This is a genomic window from Micromonospora sp. WMMD967 (assembly GCF_029626165.1).
Lineage (GTDB): Bacteria > Actinomycetota > Actinomycetes > Mycobacteriales > Micromonosporaceae > Micromonospora > Micromonospora taraxaci.
Genome location: NZ_JARUBK010000001.1, coordinates 2,034,361 through 2,049,206 on the forward strand (window position 1 = coordinate 2,034,361; position 14,846 = coordinate 2,049,206).

At 71.9% G+C, this 14,846-nt stretch carries 13 protein-coding genes; 10 read left to right on the forward strand and 3 right to left on the reverse strand.

Annotated features, from left to right (window positions below):
- Nucleotides 1–51: 51 nt before the first annotated feature.
- A complete protein-coding gene (locus O7631_RS09665; RefSeq protein ID WP_278143938.1) occupies nt 52–462 on the reverse strand; it encodes an HIT family protein in 411 nt (136 codons plus the stop codon).
- 128 nt (nt 463–590) lie between these two features.
- Here O7631_RS09665 and O7631_RS09670 point away from each other — a divergent pair, with 128 nt between their 5' ends.
- From O7631_RS09670 to ilvA, 4 genes are all read left to right on the forward strand, one after another.
- On the forward strand, nt 591–1,643 hold the full coding sequence (locus O7631_RS09670) for a hypothetical protein (RefSeq protein ID WP_278143939.1): 1,053 nt from the start codon (nt 591–593) through the stop codon (nt 1,641–1,643).
- A gap of 97 nt (nt 1,644–1,740) precedes the next feature.
- Entirely contained in the window at nt 1,741–2,883 is a 1,143-nt protein-coding gene (locus tag O7631_RS09675) for a cystathionine gamma-synthase (RefSeq protein ID WP_145786365.1), read from the forward strand.
- Between the two features lie 12 nt (nt 2,884–2,895).
- Nucleotides 2,896–4,305, forward strand: coding sequence for an amidase family protein (locus O7631_RS09680; RefSeq protein ID WP_269681084.1), 1,410 nt, complete (start codon nt 2,896–2,898; stop codon nt 4,303–4,305).
- A gap of 143 nt (nt 4,306–4,448) precedes the next feature.
- Nucleotides 4,449–5,669 carry a threonine ammonia-lyase gene (ilvA, locus tag O7631_RS09685; protein ID WP_269681083.1) on the forward strand — a complete coding sequence of 407 codons (1,221 nt, stop codon included), beginning with the start codon at nt 4,449–4,451 and terminating at the stop codon, nt 5,667–5,669.
- A 53-nt stretch (nt 5,670–5,722) separates the two neighbouring features.
- Here ilvA and greA read toward each other — a convergent pair whose 3' ends face one another.
- Nucleotides 5,723–6,220 carry a transcription elongation factor GreA gene (gene greA, locus O7631_RS09690; protein WP_088986285.1) on the reverse strand — a complete coding sequence of 166 codons (498 nt, stop codon included), beginning with the start codon at nt 6,218–6,220 and terminating at the stop codon, nt 5,723–5,725.
- 156 nt (nt 6,221–6,376) lie between these two features.
- The gene (locus O7631_RS09695) at nt 6,377–6,817 is read right to left on the reverse strand and encodes a DUF4307 domain-containing protein (RefSeq protein WP_278143940.1); all 441 of its coding nucleotides are present in this window, start codon (nt 6,815–6,817) and stop codon (nt 6,377–6,379) included.
- A gap of 202 nt (nt 6,818–7,019) precedes the next feature.
- Between O7631_RS09695 and mca the strand changes: the two genes are divergently transcribed.
- The 6 genes from mca (at nt 7,020) to purE (ending at nt 14,830) form a co-directional block, all read left to right on the forward strand.
- The gene (gene mca / locus O7631_RS09700) at nt 7,020–7,901 is read left to right on the forward strand and encodes a mycothiol conjugate amidase Mca (protein WP_278143941.1); all 882 of its coding nucleotides are present in this window, start codon (nt 7,020–7,022) and stop codon (nt 7,899–7,901) included.
- A gap of 48 nt (nt 7,902–7,949) precedes the next feature.
- Nucleotides 7,950–8,243 carry a hypothetical protein gene (locus O7631_RS09705; RefSeq protein WP_278143942.1) on the forward strand — a complete coding sequence of 98 codons (294 nt, stop codon included), beginning with the start codon at nt 7,950–7,952 and terminating at the stop codon, nt 8,241–8,243.
- A 178-nt stretch (nt 8,244–8,421) separates the two neighbouring features.
- Nucleotides 8,422–10,953 carry a bifunctional diguanylate cyclase/phosphodiesterase gene (locus tag O7631_RS09710; RefSeq protein ID WP_278143943.1) on the forward strand — a complete coding sequence of 844 codons (2,532 nt, stop codon included), beginning with the start codon at nt 8,422–8,424 and terminating at the stop codon, nt 10,951–10,953.
- 40 nt (nt 10,954–10,993) lie between these two features.
- Nucleotides 10,994–13,039 (forward strand): thioredoxin domain-containing protein, encoded by a 2,046-nt coding sequence (locus O7631_RS09715; protein WP_278143944.1) that lies wholly within the window; start codon nt 10,994–10,996, stop codon nt 13,037–13,039.
- 100 nt (nt 13,040–13,139) lie between these two features.
- Nucleotides 13,140–14,315 (forward strand): 5-(carboxyamino)imidazole ribonucleotide synthase, encoded by a 1,176-nt coding sequence (locus tag O7631_RS09720; RefSeq protein WP_278143945.1) that lies wholly within the window; start codon nt 13,140–13,142, stop codon nt 14,313–14,315.
- Nucleotides 14,316–14,338: 23 nt separating this feature from the next.
- Nucleotides 14,339–14,830: a 5-(carboxyamino)imidazole ribonucleotide mutase gene (purE, locus tag O7631_RS09725; RefSeq protein ID WP_278143946.1), complete on the forward strand. Its 492-nt coding sequence runs from the start codon at nt 14,339–14,341 to the stop codon at nt 14,828–14,830.
- Nucleotides 14,831–14,846: the final 16 nt, after the last annotated feature.

Genomic DNA, 14,846 nt, shown 5'->3' on the forward strand with positions numbered 1-14,846 from the left:
CACCGGTGGGTCCACCTTCCTTACCCGCGCGAGTGTGAGTCAGGCCGCGCCTCAGAGCGCGGCGGCGACCCGCCCCGCGTAGGTCTGGGCCTCGGTGTCGTCCTCGTAGCGGGTACGCGGCCAGAAGAATCCGCGCAGCCCGTCGCCCCTGGTCCGTGGCACCACGTGGGTGTGCAGGTGTGGGACGGACTGCGACACCTTGTTGTTCATCGCCACGAACGTCCCGCCAGCCCCCAGACCGGACTCCACGGCCAGCGCCAGGCGTTGGACCAGCGCGAAGTAGCCCGGCAGCAGGTCGGACGGCAGATCGGTCAGGGCCACCAGGTGCACCCGGGGGACCACCAGCACGTGCCCCTTGAACACCGGTCGGGTGTCCAGGAACGCCACCCCGTCCGTTGTGTCGGCCACCCGGAACGCCGGGACCTCACCCGCCACGATCCCGCAGAACACGCAACCGCTCATCGGCACAGGCTATGCCGCTACCTCGCGGGACACGCTGCCCCCTACGTGCGGCCCGACTGTGGTACCCATCTACGTGAATCGATCAGCACGGGGGGACGTGCTGTGGCGAAGCTCCGAAAGGACGAACCTTGCACCTCAGAAGAAGCATCAGTCTGGCCGCGGCGGCGTTGACCGCCGGTCTGCTCACCGGCGGGGTCCCGGGGCAGGCCCTGGCCGCCGCCGCGCCGACCGCGACCCCGCTGCCGCTGCCGCTGAGCACTGTGGCGGACGTGGTGTCGGCCGGTGACCGGGTCTTCGTCAGCGGCGGCCGTTTCGCCACCGACGTCGTCGTGACCAGCGCGGCCGGCGTGATCGTCGGCACCCTGTCCGACCTTCCCGGCCCCACCGACCTGCTGCTCAGCGCCGACCGGCGGACCCTCTACGTGGCGCTGCCGACAGCCAACGCCATCGCCGCCTTCGACACCGGTTCGCTCGTCGAGTCGGCCCGCTACGACACCGGCGAGGGCGAGTGCCCGTCGTCGCTGGCGCTCACCGGGCGCTACCTGTGGTTCGGCTACGGATGCGACCAGTGGGGTGGCAACATCGGCCGGATCGACCTGGGCCGTCAGCCGGCCCGGCTCAGCACCGGGGTCGCGGACGAGGACTTCTACAACGCGCCACTGCTGGCGGCCGCCAGTCAGAACCGGTCGGTGCTGCTCGCCGGGCAGGCGTCGCTGAGTCCGGCGTCGGTGTACGCCTACGGCATCAGCACCGCCGGAGCACTGACCCTGCTGCGGACCAATCAGTTCTCGGCCGTCGGCAGCAACCTGCGTGACATCGCCCTGGACCCGACCGGCGCCACCCTGTACACGGCTGCCGGCTCCCCGCCGCTGGTGCAGGCGTTCCCGTTCGCCGACATCACCAGCCCCACCGCGACGTACGCCACCGGTCCCTATCCGCGTGCCGTCGAGGTGTCGCGTACCGGCACCCAGATCGCCGCCGGCGCCGATGCCGCGTACGACCCGGACGTCTTCCTGTTCAGCGTCGACGGCACCGAACTGGCCCGCTACGAGTTGGGCGACGAGCTCAGCGCCGGAGGGCTGGCCTGGTCCCCGAACGGAGCCCGGGTCTACGCGGTCACCTCGGACTGGACCGGGGCACGTCCGGCGACCCTGCACGTCCTGCCCGTCCCGGCCGCCTGACCGCCTTCCCGAGCGCGGGGCCGGGCCAGACGGTCCGGCCCCGCCCGGGAGCGCGGGTTCCGTTCCAGCCCTCGGGACGGGGCACTAGCCTCACACCATGAACCACGGCTTCGAGACGCTCGCCATCCACGCCGGCCAGGACCCTGAGGCCCGCACCGGTGCGGTGATCCCACCGATCTACCAGACCAGCACGTACGCGCAGGACGCCGTCGGCGCGCCCCGGCTCGGCTACGAGTACAGCCGCTCGGGCAACCCGACCCGTGACGCGCTCCAGGAGTGCCTGGCGGCGCTGGAGGGTGGGCCGGTGGGGCTGGCCTTCGCCAGTGGCCTGGCCGCGGAGGACACCCTGCTGCGGGCCGTGTGCCAGCCCGGCGACCACGTCGTGATCCCCGACGACGCGTACGGCGGCACCTACCGGCTCTTCGCCCGTGTCGCCCAGCGCTGGGGCCTGGAGTTCACCCCGGCTAAGGTCTCCGACCCGGACGCGATCCGGGCCGCCGTCCAGCCCGGCCGCACGAAGATCGTCTGGCTGGAGACGCCGACCAACCCGTTGCTCGGCATCGCCGACATCGCCGCCCTGGCCGCCGTGGCACACGACGCGGGCGCGCTGCTCGTCGTGGACAACACCTTCGCCTCGCCGTACCTGCAACAGCCGATCGCGCACGGCGCGGACGTCGTGGTGCACTCCACCACCAAGTACATCGGCGGGCACTCCGACGTGGTCGGTGGGGCGCTCGTCGTCGCCGACGCCGGGCTCGGCGAGGAACTGCGCTACCACCAGAACGCGATGGGCGCGATCAACGGCCCCTTCGACGCCTGGCTCACGCTGCGCGGCATCAAGACCCTCGGGGTACGCATGGACCGGCACTGCGACAACGCCGAGCGGCTTGCCGCGTACCTCGACGGGCACGCCAAGGTGGCCCAGGTGATCTACCCCGGGCTGCCCTCGCACCCCGGTCACGAGGTGGCCGCGAAGCAGATGCGCCGGTTCGGCGGCATGATCTCGTTCCGCGCCTCCGGCGGTGAGGACCACGCGGTCGAGATCTGCAACCGCACCAAGCTCTTCGTGCTCGCCGAGTCGCTGGGCGGCGTGGAGTCCCTGATCGAGCACCCCGGCCGCATGACACACGCAAGTGCTGCCGGCTCGCCGCTTGAAGTTCCCGGCGATCTCGTGCGACTGTCTGTCGGCATCGAGACGGTCGACGACCTGCTCGCCGATCTGGAGCAGGCACTGGGCTGACCGCTGGGGAGGATGGCCGTGCAGGACATCATGGCGACCTGGGTCGGGGCGACCGCCAAGCAGATCGCCCGGGGCGTACGCCGGGGTGACGTCTCGGCCACCCAGGTCGTCGCCGATCACCTCGAGTACATCTCCCGAGCCGACCGTGAGCTGGCCGCGTTCCGGGCCGTTCGCGGCGGCGAGGCGATCACCGAGGCGGAGAAGGTCGACGAGCAGGAGGACCTCGCCAACCTGCCGCTGGCGGGGGTTCCGGTGGCGGTGAAGGAGAACACCCCGGTCGCCGGTCTGCCCACCTGGAACGGGTCGACGGCCGCCCGCACCGACGTCGCGGAGGCCGACCACGAGGTGGTGCGTCGGCTGCGCGGCGCGGGCGCGGTGATCCTGGGTGTGACCCGGATGCCGGAGCTGGGGCTGTGGGCGCTCACCGACGACGACAGCGCGGTGACCCGCAATCCGTGGGACAGCACGCGTACCCCCGGTGGCTCCTCCGGCGGCGCAGCCGCCGCGGTGGCCGCGGGGCTGGTGCCGATCGCGCACGGTAACGACGGTCTCGGCTCGATCCGGATCCCCGCGGCCTGCTGCGGCCTGGTCGGGCTCAAGCCTGGTCGGGGCGTGGTGCCCTGCCAGCTCGGTGCGGACGACTGGTTCGGCCTCACCGAACACGGCATGCTGACCAGCACCGTGGCCGACGCGGCGGTCGGCTTCTCGGTCCTCGCCGGTCGCCGTCCCGAGAAGCTGGTCCCGCCGCAGCGGCTGCGGGTGGGCGTCTCGTTGCGATCCCCGGTGCGGGGTGTCACACCCGACGAACCCAACCGCGACGCGGTGGCCGCCGCCGGCCGGCTCCTCGCCGCCGCCGGGCACGACACGGTGCCGGCCGATCCGGTGTACCCCACCGCCCTCGGCCTGCAGGGCATCGCCACGTGGTTCGCCGCGGCCGCCACCGACGTCCGGGCGTCCGGGCTGGACCGGCGTGGCCTGCAACGCCGTACCCGGCGGCACGTCGCGCTGGGCGAGTGGGCGCAGCGCCGCGGTTACGTGCGGGAGGCCGACCGGGCGGCGTGGCGGCAACGGTCGGTCGACTTCTTCGGCGACCACTCCGTCGACCTGCTCCTCACCCCGGCGTTGGCCACCGCGCCGCCGGAGGCCGCGCGCTGGTCCGAGCGGTCGTGGCGGGCGAACATGACGGCCAACATCCGGTACGCCCCGTACGCCGCACCGTGGAACGTCGCCGGCCTGCCGGCGGTGGTCGTACCAGTGGGTCGGCGCCCGGATGGTCTGCCGGTCGCTGTGCAACTGGTCGGTCCGCCCGGCTCGGAGTTGCTGCTGCTCGGTGTCGCCGGCCAGTTCGAGATGGCCGCCCCCTGGGCGCGTCACGCTCCCGGCTACCCCCGGATCGGAACGGGGTCGCCGGCCGTCGCATGATCGGCCGCCCCGCCTGATGATCGACTCGAGATCGCGGATGTTGCTGTATCGAGGTGGGATGTATACCGCCACATCGCCGATGTCGTGGTGATCGGGCCGGTGTCGCCGCCGAGGGCTCCGAGGGCGGGTGGCACGATCGGGGCATGACGGAACTGGTCGGTCTCGACGACGTGCGCGCCGCACGGGAGTTGCTCGCTGGCGTCACCCGGACCACCCCGCTGGAACCCTCGCGTCCGCTGAGCGCGGCGCTGGGCGGGCCGACCTGGCTGAAGTGCGAGAACGTGCAGCGTGCCGGCTCGTACAAGGTGCGGGGCGCGTACGTGCGGATCTCCCGCCTGTCGGCGGCGGAGCGGGAGCGCGGCGTGGTCGCGGCGAGCGCCGGAAACCACGCACAGGGCGTGGCCCTCGCCGCCGGCCTGGTCGGCACGCACGCCACCGTCTTCATGCCGATCAACGCGCCGCTGCCGAAGGTGGCGGCCACCAAGGGGTACGGCGCGCAGGTCGAGTTGGCAGGCAACACCGTCGACGAGTCGTTGGTCGCCGCCCACACGTACGCCGAGCGGACCGGCGCGGTGCTGATCCACCCCTTCGACCATCCGGACGTGATCGCCGGCCAGGGGACCGTCGCGCTGGAGATCCTCGAACAGTGCCCGGACGTGAAGACGATCATCACCGGGGTCGGCGGCGGCGGTCTGATCTCCGGCATGGCGGTGGCCGCGAAGGCGTTGCGGCCGGAGGTGCGGATCATCGGCGTCCAGGCGGCCGGTGCGGCGGCGTTCCCGCCCTCACTGGTGGCCGGCGAGCCGGTCCGGCTGCCCACCTTCGCCACCATCGCCGACGGCATCGCTGTCGGCCGGCCGGGGGAGATCACCTTCAACCACGTGCGCAAACTGGTCGACGAGGTGGTCACGGTGTCCGAGGAGGACATCTCCCGCGCCCTGTTGATGTTGCTGGAACGCGGCAAGCAGGTTGTCGAGCCGGCCGGGGCGGTCGGTGTCGCCGCGCTGCTCGCGGGCGTCGTCGAGGTGGAGACGCCGACGGTCGCGGTGCTCTCCGGTGGCAACATCGACCCGTTGCTGATGATGCGGGTGATCGAGCACGGGCTGGCCGCCGCGGGTCGCTACCTGCGGGTGACGGTGCGCTGTTCGGACCGGCCGGGGCAGCTCGCGTCGTTGCTCAGCCAGATCGCCGAGCACCGGGCCAACGTCGTGGACGTGGAGCACCAGCGGGCCAACCCCCACCTCGGCCTCGGTGAGGTGGAGGTGGCGTTGTCGGTCGAGACCCGTGGCGTGGAGCACTCGGACACGCTGATCAGCGCGTTGCGGGCCAGCGGCTACCAGGTGGTCTTCGCGGCCGAGGCGTGACACCTGTGGGTGTCACGCTCGGGAAGTGCGCGTTTGAGGATCGGCCGGCGACGTCAGCCGGAGAACGGCTCGAAGCTGACCACTGTCACCTTGATGTCGGCGCCACTCGGTGCCGTGTAGGTGCAGGTCTGCCCGGCCCGGCCGCCCAGGATCGCCTTGCCCAGCGCCGACTCGGGGCTGTAGACGGTCAGGTCGGTGGTGGCGGCGATCTCCCGCGAGCCGAGCAGGAAGGTCTCGGTGTCGTCGGTGTCGTCGTCGAAGTAGATCGTCACGACCATGCCGGGGGAGACCGCGTCCGCCGTCGGCGCCTCGCCGACCTTGGCGGTGCGCAGCAGCTCCGTCAGGTAGCGGATGCGACCTTCGGCCTTGCCCTGCTCCTCGCGGGCGGCGTGGTAGCCACCGTTTTCCCGCAGGTCGCCCTCCTCGCGCCGCGCGTTGATCTCGGCGGCGATGGCCGGACGGTTGGCGATGTGCTCGTCGAGCTCGGCCTGGAGGCGGTCGTACGCGTCCTGCGACAGCCAGGTGGCGGGCGCCTCGTTGCCAGTGGACACAGGCGTTCTCCTCAGTTGTGCGTGGCTGGCTGACAGGTGAACTACCAAGTTACCAGTGCGGTACGACACAGCGTGCCGGCCATCACCGCCGGTGCCTGGATCCGACACGGCGCGTAGAGGGGCCGCTGCCGCTGCGGAAAGGGTTGTTTCCGCAGTTCAGGCCGGGGGACGGCAGCGCAGGACCTCGCCGATGAACGGCCGTGCGGTGGTGGCGAGGCGGTGTCGGGTCGTCACGTGCCGGTCGCCCGGCTGGGCGGTCACCGTGACCTCTTCCCGGGCCACCTCGGCACCCGCGCGGTCCCGCGCACGTAGGACGCAGACCGCCGATCCACCCGACGGCACCGTCACCCGGAAGTCGACAAGCACCTGGTTGTCGGTGATGTCGGTATAAGTGATCACCTGGGCGTCGTAGACCGGGTCGCCGTACTGGCGGTAGAGCCGTACGGAGATCACGGTCAGCGTCCCCACGAGCGCCAGCAGCACCAGTGCGGCCAGCAGTGTGCGTCGCCGCCGTCCGCCCGGTGCCCGGCGACGGCCGTAGCGCCCGGCCGGAAAAACCGGCGCGCCTGATGAAATTGTGGCGTGCGTCTCGGTCACCGGCGGGTATCTCCTGGCGTTGTTGTCGGCGGCATCGGCAAGAATGGCAGAGTCCCATCCTCCCACCCGGTCCAGCGGCAGGAATGGCAGGTCATGCACGGGCTGCTGACCGGCGACAAGGGTGCGGTGAGGAAGATCCCGGCAGGTCAGCCGGTCGAGCCCGGTCGGGTCCACCGTCCGGCACAGACGAGGAGCGCCGAAGTTGGCAGAGCAACTGCGTCTCATGGCCGTGCACGCGCACCCGGACGACGAGTCGAGCAAGGGCGCGGCGACGACGGCGAAATATGTCGCACAGGGGGTGGACGTCCTGGTCGTGACGTGCACGGGCGGCGAGCGCGGGAGCGTGCTCAACCCCAAGCTCGACCGACCCGACGTGTGGGCCAACATCGCCGACATCCGGCGTGCCGAGATGGACGCCGCGCGGGCGATCCTCGGCATCGACCAGGCCTGGCTCGGCTTCGTCGACTCCGGCCTGCCCGAGGGTGACCCGCTGCCGCCGCTGCCCGAGGGTTGTTTCGCCCTGCAGGACGTCGAGGTGGCCGCCGGGCCCCTGGTGCGGTTGATGCGCGAGTTCCGTCCGCACGTGGTCACCACGTACGACGAAGAGGGCGGCTACCCGCACCCCGACCACATCATGTGCCACAAGGTGAGCGTGGCTGCCTTCGAGGCCGCCGGCGACCCGGAGCGCTACCCGGAGCTGGGCGCCCCCTGGCAGCCGTTGAAGCTCTACTACGACATCGGGTTCTCCAAGGGCAAGATCATGGCCCTGCACGAGGGCATGCTGGCCGCGGGCTTGGAGTCGCCGTACGAGGAGTGGCTCAAGCGGTGGGAGGACCGGCCCGACAAGGGTCCCCGGATCACCACCCGGGTCGAGTGCGCCGAATACTTCCCGGTCCGCGACGACGCGCTGCGCGCCCACGCCACCCAGGTCGACCCGGACGGCTTCTGGTTCCACGTGCCGATGGAGCTCCAGAAGCGTGCCTGGCCGACCGAGGACTACGAGCTGGCCCGCTCGATGGTCGACAGCCCGCTGCCCGAGTCCGATCTCTTCGCCGGGGTGCGGGAGACGGCGCACGCACGCTGATTCCGGCCGGGTCTACCCTGGTTACCAACCGCACATCGGAGGAACGCCATGCTGACCGCTGCCCAGGTGCTCGCGGAGAACAACTTCGGGGACACCCGCACGGGTGGTCTGGCCGGCCCGATGGGCCTGTTCCTCATCCTGCTGCTGGCCACCGCGACCATCCTGCTGATCCGCAACATGAACTCTCGGTTGCGTCGCCTGCCGGACCAGTTCCCGCGGCAGACGGGGTCGACCGACCCGACCAGGGCCGATGCGTCAGTCGTCGATCCGACAGACGGGACCGGGGGGCGTGATTCATCCACGCCCGCTCCCAACGGGCACCAGCAGCACCGGAACGGATAGTCGCCCCATGAATCACGCTGAACCGGGTGGTCGCCCCCTGTTGCGACCACCCGGTTTGGCTTAGCCTTCCGCCGGGGGACCAAAAGTCTCCGAGCCGTGTGCGGGAGGGGGCGCCGATGACCAGCACAGCACCGGCCGCCCGCCGCAACCTCGGTCGGTCGGCTGACGGGGGAGGTCGATGACCTCCGGTCCAGCCAACGACTCGTTCGACCGGCTCGGGGTGCGGGGCACCCCGGGCCGGTTACTCGTGCTCACCGCCGCCGTCACGCTGACCGCCGTCGTCGCCGCCACGGTGGGGTTGAGCCTCCCGGCCCGGCTACCGGCCGACGACCCGCTCGGCGGTCCGGCCCGCTTCGGCATCGCGGTCGCCGTCCTCGGCCTCGCCCAGCTGGCCCGGCTCCGGTTCCGTTCGGCCGCCGGCATGGTCAGCATCACCTGGGGTGAGGCGGCGCTGATCGTCTGCCTCTATCTGACCCCGGCCGGCTGGCTCCCGTCCGCCACACTGCTGGGCACCGGGCTGGCCTGGACGGTGCTCTCCCTGCACAACGACCGCCGCCCGGTCCTGGAGATCGTCCGGATCGCCGCGTCGCTGACCGCCGCGTCAGCGCTGGCCGTCTCCGTGACCACGGCGCTCGGGCGGCCACTGCTCTCCCCGCCCACCCCGATGCTGGCGCTGGCTGTGCTCGCCGGGTCGGTGACCTATCTGCTGGTGACCGCCTGGCTCGGAGGGGTGACCCTGGGCCTGCGGCACGGCCTGCCGATCGGGCCGCCGCTGCTCGCCGCGTTGCGCGGCAAGCTGCTGATGTTCGTCGGCAACGTGGCGGTCGGCCTCGTGGTGATCGCTCTGCTGGAGCTCGACCCGCGCTGGTTGCTGTTGCTGCCGCCGCTGCTCTGGCTGCTCCAGCAGACCTACCGTTACCGGTTGCGCTCCGATCTGGAGCGCCGCACCTGGAGGGCCTTCGCCGAGGCCACCGCCGCCCTCAACCAGCTCGACGAGCGGGGGGTGGCGAGCGCGGCGGTCACCGGTGCGCTGACGCTGTTCAACGCCGAACTGGTGGACGTCGACGTGGCCCGGGCCGACGGCCGGTGGCACCGGTACCGGGGCGACGCCAGCGGTCAGACGGCCGACCGTGAGACGGACCCACCGGAGGAGACGGAGCCGGACGAGCACGAGCTGATCCGCGAACTGTCGGTCGGCGCCGCCCCGGTCGGTCGACTGCGGGTGCGGTTTCCCCGCTCCGCCCCGCCCGCCGCCCGGGAACGCGACGCCGTGGCCGCGTTCGGCGACGCGCTCGCTGCCGCCCTGCACGACGCCGCGACTCACCGGGAGCTGCGGTTGGTGACCGCCCGGTCGTCGTACGAGGCGGTGCACGATCCGCTCACCGGGTTGGTCAACCGGGCGGCGATGCTCGGCAAGGGCGACCAGTCGCTACGGCAGCTCGCGCACGATCACCCGGTGGCGTTGTTGCTGCTGGACATCAACCAGTTCAAGGAAGTCAACGACACCCTCGGTCATGCGGCGGGCGACCAGTTGCTGCGGCTGACCGCGAACCGGCTCGACACGCTGGTTCGCCCCGGCGACCTGCTCGGCCGCCTCGGCGGTGACGAGTTCGCCCTGCTCCTCACCGCGGTGCCGGTGCTCGGCGACCGGGCCGCCCCGATGGCCCACGCGTTGCGCCAGGCCCGGGAGATCGCCGAACGGCTGGCCGCGCCGACCGAGGTCGCCGGCGTCCGGATGTCGATCGAGGTTTCCGTCGGTGTGGTGGTGGCCGACGCCGGCACCGCCGACCTGACCGAGCTGCTGCGCCGGGCCGACATCGCGATGTACCAGGCCAAGGAGGGCGGCGGCAACGTCGCCGCGTACGACGGCAGCCGCGACGCGGCCAGCACCGACCAGCTCGCCCTGCTGGCCGAGCTTCGCGAGGCGTTGACTGTCGACGACCAGCTGGTGCTGGCGTTGCAACCGGCGGTCGACCTGACCACTGGTGCGCCGACCGGCGTGGAGGCGCTGATCCGCTGGCAGCATCCCCGGCGTGGGTGGCTGAACCCGGCCGACTTCATCCGGCCGGTGGAGAACAGCGAGCAGCTCGGCACCTTCACCCGCTACGTGCTGGACAAGGCGCTCGGTGTGGCCGCCGGCTGGGCCCGGGAGGGGTTGGACGTCCCGATCTCGGTCAACCTGTCGGCACGCAGCCTGCTGGACCGCCGGCTGCCCTCGGAGATCGCCGACGCGCTGCGCCGACACCAGGTGCCACCGCACCGGCTCGTCCTGGAGATCACCGAGACGGTGGTGATGAGCGAGTTGGAGGTCATCGACGAGGTGCTGGCCACTCTCCGGTCGATGGGTGTGCAACTCGCTGTGGACGACTTCGGCACCGGTTTCTCGTCGCTGACCTTCCTCACCCGGATCGCCGTGGACGAGTTGAAGGTGGACCGCTCGTTCGTGATCAGGATGGCGGATTCGCCGGAGGCGGCGGCGATCGTCCGCACGACGGTGGGTCTCGCCCACGAGTTGGGGCTGCGCGTGGTCGCCGAGGGGGTGGAGACCGCCGAGCAGCGGATGGCCCTGGCCGAGCTGGGCTGCACCTCCGCGCAGGGCTACCACTTCTTCAAGCCCATGCCGGCGGACAAGATCGGCGCGGTGCTGGGGTCGCTGCGCGACTCGGCGGAGTCGAACGTGTTCCGCCTCCGCGCCGACGGCGCCTCCTGACCGCCGGGCACGCCCGAGCGGGGGTGGTTATGGTCGTCGGGTGAACCGACTCGCCGACGCCACAAGTCCGTACCTCCTCCAGCACGCCGACAACCCGGTCGACTGGTGGCAGTGGTCCGATGAGGCGTTCGCCGAGGCGAAACGGCGCGACGTCCCCGTACTCATCTCGGTGGGTTACGCGGCCTGCCACTGGTGTCACGTGATGGCCCACGAGTCGTTCGAGAACGAGCAGGTCGGGGCCTTGCTGAACGACAACTTCGTGTCGATCAAGGTGGATCGCGAGGAGCGCCCGGACGTCGACGCGATCTACATGACCGCGACCCAGGCGATGACCGGCCAGGGCGGCTGGCCGATGACCGTCTTCGCCACCCCGGACGGCACCCCGTTCTTCTGCGGCACCTACTTCCCGAAGGCCAACTTCGTCCAGTTGCTCCAGTCGGTCACCACCGCCTGGCGGGAGCAGCGTGAGGCCGTGGTGCGCCAGGGCGCCGCCGTGGTCAAGGCGATCGGCGGCGCGCAGGCCGTGGGCGGCCCCACCGCCCCGCTGGACGCGCCGCTGCTCGACGCCGCGGCCGGCCAACTGGCCAAGGAGTACGACGCGACGAACGGCGGCTTCGGCGGTGCCCCGAAGTTCCCGCCGCACATGAACCTGCTCTTCCTGCTGCGCCACCACCAGCGCACCGGTGACCCAGAGAGCCTGGAGATCACCCGGCACACCGCCGAGGCGATGGCCCGGGGTGGCATCTACGACCAGCTCGCCGGCGGCTTCGCCCGCTACTCGGTGGACGCGCACTGGACGGTGCCGCACTTCGAGAAGATGCTCTACGACAACGCGCTCCTGCTCCGTCTCTACACGCAGCTGTGGCGGCTCACCGGTGACCCGCTGGCCCGCCGTGTCGCCCGGGACACCGCCCGGTTCCTCGCCGACGAGCTGCACCGGCCGGGCGAGGGCTTCGCGTCCGCGCTGGACGCCGACACCGAGGGCGTCGAGGGCCTGACCTACGCCTGGACGCCCGCGCAGCTCGTGGAGGCGTTGGGCGAGGAGGACGGTAGGTGGGCCGCCGATCTGTTCGCGGTGACCGACGAGGGAACCTTCGAGAAAGGCATGAGCGTGCTGCGGCTCGCCCGGGACGTGGACGACGCCGGGCCCGAGGTCCGCGCCCGCTGGCAGCAGGTGGTGGGACGGCTGCTCGCGGCCCGGGACACGCGCCCGCAGCCGGCCCGCGACGACAAGGTGGTGGCCGCCTGGAACGGGCTGGCGATCACCGCCATCGCCGAGTTCCAGCAGGTCGCCGCCCTGTACGCGTCTCCGCAGGACGAGGACGCCAACCTGATGGACGGCGTGACCATCGTCGCCGACGGGGCGATGCGTCAGGCCGCCGAGCACCTGGCCACCGTGCACCTGGTGGACGGCCGGCTGCGCCGGGTCTCCCGGGACGGCACCGTCGGCGAGCCGGCCGGTGTCCTGGAGGACTACGGCAGTGTGGCCGAGGCCTTCTGCGCGCTGCACCAGCTCACCGGCGAGGGGCGCTGGCTGACGCTGGCCGGCGAGCTGCTGGACACCGCGCTGGCGCGCTTCGCCGCACCCGGTGGCGCCTTCTACGACACCGCCGACGACGCCGAGCGGCTGGTCGCCCGACCCGCCGACCCGACCGACAACGCCACCCCCTCCGGCCGGTCGGCGTTGATCGCCGGGCTCGTCGCGTACTCGGCCCTGACCGGGGAGACCCGCTACCGGGAGGCCGCCGAGGCGGCGCTCGCCACCGTCGCGCCGATCGTCGGGCGGCACCCCCGGTTCACCGGGTACGCGGCCATGACCGGCGAGGCGTTGCTCTCCGGGCCGTACGAGATCGCCGTCGTCACCGAGGACCCGACGGGCGACCCCCTGGTGGCCGCTGCCCGTCGGTACGCCCCGCCCGGGGCGGTGGTGGTCGCCGGCCGCCCGGACCAGGCCGGTGTGCCGCTGCTCGCCGACCGTCCGCTGGTCGACGGCCGGTCCGCCGCGTACGTCTGCCGGGGTTTCGTCTGTCAACGGCCGGTCACCTCCGTCGAGGGGTTGGTCGCCGAGCTGGGTAGCACCCGGTAGTCGTCGGTGCGCCATGCCGGTGTCCGGCCGGGGCGCCCGCCGCAGGGTCGCCCAGCCCTCCGGGGAGGCGTGCCGAGGGCCCGGATAGGCTGGCCGCGCTATGGATTCCCGTACCGGACTGCCTGTTGTCGGCATGGTGGGTGGCGGCCAGTTGGCCCGGATGACCCACCAGGCCGCGATCGCCCTCGGCCAGTCACTGCGTGTGCTCGCGACCGCCCCTGACGACGGCGCGGCGCTGGTCGCCGCCGACGTCCAGTACGGCGATCACACCGACCTGGCCGCCCTGCGTACCTTCGCCAAGGGCTGCGACGTCGTCACCTTCGACCACGAGCATGTGCCCTCCGAGCACATCCGCACGCTGGCGGCCGAAGGGGTGACCCTCTACCCGCCGGCGGACGCGCTGCTGCACGCCCAGGACAAGCAGGTGATGCGGGAACGCCTCACCGAGCTGGGTGCTCCCAACCCGGCGTGGCGGCCGGTGGCTGAGCCCGCCGACCTGGTCGGTTTCGGCGAGCAGGTCGGTTGGCCCGTGGTGCTCAAGGCCGCGCGCGGCGGGTACGACGGCCGGGGCGTCTGGATGGTCGACGACGCCGCCCAGGCCACCGAGCTGGCAGAGACCCTGCTGGCGGGTGGCACCCGGCTGATCGTCGAGGAGCGGGTGCCGCTGCGTCGGGAGTTGGCAGTGCAGGTGGCCCGGTCGCCGTTCGGTCAGGTGGCCGCGTACCCGGTGGTCGAGACCGTGCAGCGCGACGGCATCAACGTGGAGGTGCTGGCCCCGGCGCCTGACCTGGACGAGGAGCTGGCGGTCTCCGCGCAGCAGCTCGCCATCGACCTGGCCACCGCGCTCGGTGTGATCGGTCTGCTGGCCGTGGAGCTGTTCGAGGTCCGTGACGACGCCGGTCGTCCCGCCATCGTGGTCAACGAGCTGGCGATGCGCCCGCACAACTCCGGGCACTGGACCATTGAGGGTGCCCGGACCTCCCAGTTCGAGCAGCACGTGCGGGCGGTTCTGGATTACCCGATGGGCGACACGGCGCTGACCGCGCCGGTGGTGGTGTCGGCGAACGTGCTCGGCGGTGAGCCCGGCGGGATGTCGATCGACGAGCGGTTGCACCACCTTTTCGCCGCCGAGCCGGGCGCAAAGGTGCACCTCTACGGCAAGCAGGTGCGACCGGGCCGGAAGATCGGGCACGTCACGGTGCTCGGCGATGACCTGGAAGACCTCCGGGCCCGGGCGGCACGCGCCGCACGCTGGTTGCGCGAGGGCCACGAGTGAACGGGAACGAGGAGAGGGCCGCGGTGAGCACCGTCGGGTTGATCATGGGCAGTGACTCGGACTGGCCGACCATGCGGGCCGCCGCCGAGGTGCTTGACGACTTCGGCGTGTCGTACGAGGTGCGGGTGGTCTCGGCGCACCGGACGCCGGTCGCGATGATCGAGTACGGCCGCGACGCCGCCGACCGTGGCGTCAAGGTGATCATCGCCGGGGCGGGCGGTGCCGCCGCGCTGCCGGGCATGGTGGCCTCGGTGACGCCACTGCCGGTGATCGGCGTACCGGTGCCGCTGAAGCACCTCGACGGCATGGACTCGCTGCTGTCCATCGTGCAGATGCCGGCCGGGGTTCCGGTCGCCACCGTGTCGATCGGCAACGCGCGCAACGCCGGCCTGCTCGCCGTACGGATCCTCGGCGCCTCCGACGAGGGGTTGCGCACCAGGATGGCGACCTACCAGCGGGAGTTGGAGGAGCTGGTAGCCACCAAGGAAGCAGCCCTCCAAAAAACCCTCCGCTAACCCGTCGCCTCCACCG

Bases quoted from the DNA above. Each gene is read 5' to 3' on its own strand.
- O7631_RS09710 (WP_278143943.1), top strand. From the start codon at position 8,422: ATGACCTCCGGTCCAGCCAACGACTCGTTCGACCGGCTCGGGGTGCGG.
- ilvA (WP_269681083.1), top strand. From the start codon at position 4,449: ATGACGGAACTGGTCGGTCTCGACGACGTGCGCGCCGCACGGGAGTTG.
- O7631_RS09665 (WP_278143938.1), bottom strand. From the start codon at position 462: ATGAGCGGTTGCGTGTTCTGCGGGATCGTGGCGGGTGAGGTCCCGGCG.
- O7631_RS09705 (WP_278143942.1), top strand. From the start codon at position 7,950: ATGCTGACCGCTGCCCAGGTGCTCGCGGAGAACAACTTCGGGGACACC.
- O7631_RS09675 (WP_145786365.1), top strand. From the start codon at position 1,741: ATGAACCACGGCTTCGAGACGCTCGCCATCCACGCCGGCCAGGACCCT.
- O7631_RS09720 (WP_278143945.1), top strand. From the start codon at position 13,140: ATGGATTCCCGTACCGGACTGCCTGTTGTCGGCATGGTGGGTGGCGGC.
- O7631_RS09680 (WP_269681084.1), top strand. From the start codon at position 2,896: ATGGCCGTGCAGGACATCATGGCGACCTGGGTCGGGGCGACCGCCAAG.